Source organism: Pedobacter sp. ASV12, from assembly GCF_016429155.1.
Lineage (GTDB): Bacteria > Bacteroidota > Bacteroidia > Sphingobacteriales > Sphingobacteriaceae > Pedobacter.
Window position 1 is genome coordinate 1 of record NZ_JAELUC010000146.1, and the last position, 4,281, is coordinate 4,281.

Consider the following 4,281-nt stretch of genomic DNA (forward strand, 5'->3'; position numbering starts at 1 on the left):
AAGAGACAGTAATCTCTCTACAGATTTCAAGATCATTTGGCTAACGCTAAGAGAGATCATGTTTGGCTATATATTTCAAGTTCTGGCTAATCTTTACCGGTATAATCCGACGGATGTAATAGTTCTCTGGATCTTCGGCATGCGCCAACAGTTCGCTTTCATTGTAAAATTCGACCGATGCCCAATCGGTAATACCAGGTTTAATGGATAATACATAACGCTGCTGTTCATCGTACAGGTTAACATACTTCCTTACTTCTGGCCTGGGGCCAACAAGGCTCATCTCTCCTCTTAGTACATTGAAAAGCTGGGGCAGTTCGTCGAGCTTATATTTTCTAAGCCAATAGCCAACCCTGGTAACTCTTTGGTCTTTATTGCCAATGGTTAACAAACAGCTGGTAGCCTGGTGCACACACATGGTTCGGAACTTCAGCAAGTGAAAATCTCTCATGTTTAGCCCTACTCTTTGTTGTTTGAAAAAAACTGGGCCTTTTGTATCAATGGCCACAGCCACCGCAATCAGTACAAAAACCGGCAGCAGTAAAAGCAAGCCAACTCCGGCTCCTGTTACGTCAATTAATCTTTTCATATCTATTTTCATAGCCTTACAGGTATTAACATTTCTGATTCAACCATTCCGTTTTGCATCGAATTAACCTGGATATTGACCACCTTGATCAACGAAGCGATGATAAACCGGATTTCTGTTTTGGTTAATTGGGGATAAATGGGAAGTGATATTTCGTTCGAATAATTTCGATAGGCCATCGGATAATCTTTCATCTCATAGCCTAGTTTTTTAAAGCAGGTAAGCATAGGCATGGGAATAAAATGAACATTTACCGCTATGCCAAGTGCTGTAAGATCGTCGATAACCCGATCCCTATGGAATTCAGTTAAACCCTTAATCCGTAGTGGAAAAAGGTGGTAACAAGATTCGCGTTCGCTATCAACCAAGCTGGGCGCCATGAACCATTCCTGGTCCTTAAATCCATTCAGGTATTCGTTGGCAATTAGCTTTCTGGCTGGCAACAGGGTTTGCACATACTTTTTAATCTGGGCCAAACCAATGGCGGCGCAGATATCGGGCATATTTATTTTTAGGCCTTCAAACAAAATATCATAGCGCCAACCCCCGCTTTTGGCCCTGGTTAAGGCATCTTTATTCTGCCCGTTTAAGGTATAGATCTTAAGGTAGTTATACTCTTCTTGGGCATTAAACGCCGCAGGCAGGTTCAAACAGATACAACCACCTTCTGCCGTAGTAATGTTTTTTACAGCATGGAATGAGAATATGGTAATGTCGCATTTCTTTGCCGCTGGCTTACCTTGATAAGTACTTCCAATAGAATGGGCCGCGTCTGCAATCAACAGAACCCTTCCCAATGTGGCCTGCTTGTCAGTTTGAGGTTTAAACAGCTTCCTCACTTTTGGACTTTCGATTACCGATTTCAGCAAATCGTAATTGCAGGGCCATCCGGCAAAGTCTACGGCAATAATTGCCTTTGTTTTTGGCGTAATGGCTTCGCGCACCTTTTCGGGGTCTATCGTAAAATCGTCCAGCACATCAACCATTATTGGCTTAGCGCCGCAGTGCAATACACTCAGCGCCGTAGCGCAATAGGTATATGCCGGTACAATTACTTCGTCGCCGGGCTTTACACCAAACCATTTGAGCATTAAAATAGCTCCAGAAGTCCAAGAGTTTACGCAAATCGTGGCATCTGTTTCTGTCAGCTCCAAAATTTCCTGCTCCAAAGCTTTTACTTTGGGGCCCGTGGTAATCCACTTGTTTTTTAGTGCATCGAGAACTTGATCAATTACAGCCTGATCAATGTAGGGCGGTGAAAATGGAATATTCATGTGCATAAGGTTAAAAGGTTTATACCATTTAATTAGACTTTTAGCGGCAGAAGATTGGGGTTTGCTATGGGCACTACTTATGGACAACGAGTGTTTTTTGAGTGCTGATTTTGGCCAGTTGAAGAATAGAAAAATAAAGGAAGAGTGTTGGACCGCTACCGTCAAGCAACCATTCGTTATGGAAGAAAGAGTTAATAGAGATGGCTATAAAAGAACAGCTTAGGCTAATGAGCAGTGCATTTTCCTTTCGGTGGATTTGCCGAAATGCCCTCCCTATAATGTTACCGACTTTTAAATAGAGCAAAAGCAACAACACCATGCCTAGCAATGGCCCCAGGTAGGTAATAAACATCAAATAGGCATTGTGGGAGGTAATTACCGATGTACCGCTTTTATATACAAAATTGTGCTGAACCACATCGTTCCAGTTTTTGCCATAAAACAAAAGGCCGAAGGGATAATCGGTTATTACCGCGATGTTCTCGCTCATTAAATCGCCACGCATTTCGTTGCGACCAGATTGGGTTTCGTTTTTATTGAAAATATTCTGTTGTTTTTTATCGGCAGAAAATTGACCGATGTAATTTTGTCCAACCAGAAATATGGCTAGCAATGCACAAAAAACAACAATTGATTTGGCTCTGTAGTAAAACACAATCAGCATCACGGCAACGAAACCAAATGCAATGAATACCGACCGTTGCATACCAAAAAAAATAAAGCTCAAAGCCAGTAACATTACCAAGAGGCTAAACAACCAATTTTTCTTAAACAGGATTACAGCGCTGAACAAAAATGCAGTTAACGCCGCCATCTGGTAGCCAAATGCAAATATGGTGGTCGCAATTCCGGAGGGGCCTTGCAAAACATCGTCGGCAACCAGCAAAGACCTTAGCCTTGCGATGCTATATTGATGATCGATAAACATCAATAGTCCCGAAAGCATCAACAGGCTATAAAAGATTGCTATGGCAATTGTTATTCTTTGGAAGCTGTTGGCAATAACGTAATTAAAGAAGACTGCAAAACAAAGCACTGTAATCAAAACGGCAAAGAACCCGGGTATATCGGCCTCTCCTATCAGCTTGTAAAGCACCGCTGCCATAAAGAATACCAGTAGCTGATAACCATATATAAATGGGGTACCCTTAATTTTATCAAACAACAACAAGGGCGCCAAAAAAATCAGTGGTGCTGGTACCTTGAATATGCCGGTTATAAAAATATTAAATGTTGTTACGTATATAAACAGCAGCAACAGCACGTAAAAAGCAGATTTTCTGATCATAACAAGATTAGTTTTTCCCATTCTTCGGCAATATGCTCTATGGAATTGGTTTGATTGATCAACTTGCCATTTGCAGCAAATTTCGACCTCAGGGTTGGGTTATGCAGCAAGTTCTCCATGGCATTGGCTAATCCGCTTGCATCTTCGAGCTGGACTAACAAACCGTTTACGCCATGTTTAATAATTTCGGCCGGTCCAAAATCACAATCGGTTGCCACTACCGGGCAACCTAGGCTCATGGCCTCTACCAATACATTCGGATAACCCTCTACCCTCGATGCCAGTACGAATATTTCTGCACGCACATAATAATCTTGAAGGTTCCTTTTAAAGCCGATAAACTTGACCTTTGATTTTAAGCCCAACTTGGCCACTTTTTTCTTTAACAGGTATTTACTTGGGCCAACACCAGATATTAGCAAATCGATATTTGGATCATTTAATAAATAGAAAGCATCTATCAGAAGGTCGAAGCCCTTATCATGGTCTAACCTGCCTACACTTAAAACAAAGGGCTTATGGTGCACGGTATTTTTTAAAGGCGCATTAAAAACATTGACAGGGTTATAGATAGAAACCAGATTGTTGAGGTGCTCAAACTGCGGAATTGACCGGAGTGAGCTCGACATTGACTTAGAAGGCAAAACCACATTTTTTGCTTTACTGTATATCTTGAAGGCAATCCATTTGGTCATCCCATTGAATTTGGCCAAGGTGTAATGTGGCGATGTTCTTTCAGAAACAATGAAAGGCTTATTGAGCAACCAGCAGCACAAGCCCGTCCACAGGTTTACAGAGGTCATAAAAGAAATGCTGCACAAGGGTTGCTCTTTGCTAATTACCCGCATTAATTTGGCAAAAGTTACCAACGCATAGTAAATTCGGCTGAACTTGTTCTCTTTGCTACCGCGGTTAACCAATGTTTTTACAATAATATTGGGTTCTACATTATATTTAACTTCTTCATGGTCTAAACAAATGAGTATTACCTTGTAGCCGTTCAGGCTAAAATAGTTGGCCAAATTGCTTAAGACCCGCTCTGCCCCACCGCCAGACCTGTCTCTTATACACATCTAAAAAGGGGGGGGGGGGGGGGGGGGGGGGGGGGGGGGGGGGGGGGGGGGGGGGGG

4 protein-coding genes are annotated in these 4,281 nt (G+C 42.3%); all 4 read right to left on the reverse strand.

Going from position 1 to position 4,281, the window contains the following annotated elements; all coding sequences use genetic code 11:
- Positions 1–46: 46 nt before the first annotated feature.
- The 4 genes from JHD69_RS19130 to JHD69_RS19145 all read right to left on the reverse strand — a co-directional run bounded on the left by JHD69_RS19130 (position 47) and on the right by JHD69_RS19145 (position 4,224).
- A complete protein-coding gene (locus tag JHD69_RS19130) occupies positions 47–589 on the reverse strand; it encodes a sugar transferase (RefSeq protein ID WP_199141942.1) in 543 nt (180 codons plus the stop codon).
- An 8-nt stretch (positions 590–597) separates the two neighbouring features.
- A complete protein-coding gene (locus JHD69_RS19135) occupies positions 598–1,863 on the reverse strand; it encodes a DegT/DnrJ/EryC1/StrS family aminotransferase (protein WP_199141943.1) in 1,266 nt (421 codons plus the stop codon).
- 73 nt (positions 1,864–1,936) lie between these two features.
- Entirely contained in the window at positions 1,937–3,151 is a 1,215-nt protein-coding gene (locus JHD69_RS19140; RefSeq protein ID WP_199141944.1) for an O-antigen ligase family protein, read from the reverse strand.
- Positions 3,148–4,224 carry a glycosyltransferase gene (locus JHD69_RS19145; protein WP_199141945.1) on the reverse strand — a complete coding sequence of 359 codons (1,077 nt, stop codon included), beginning with the start codon at positions 4,222–4,224 and terminating at the stop codon, positions 3,148–3,150. The genes JHD69_RS19140 and JHD69_RS19145 overlap by 4 nt, the downstream gene beginning before the upstream one ends.
- Between the last annotated feature and the right edge of the window lie 57 nt (positions 4,225–4,281).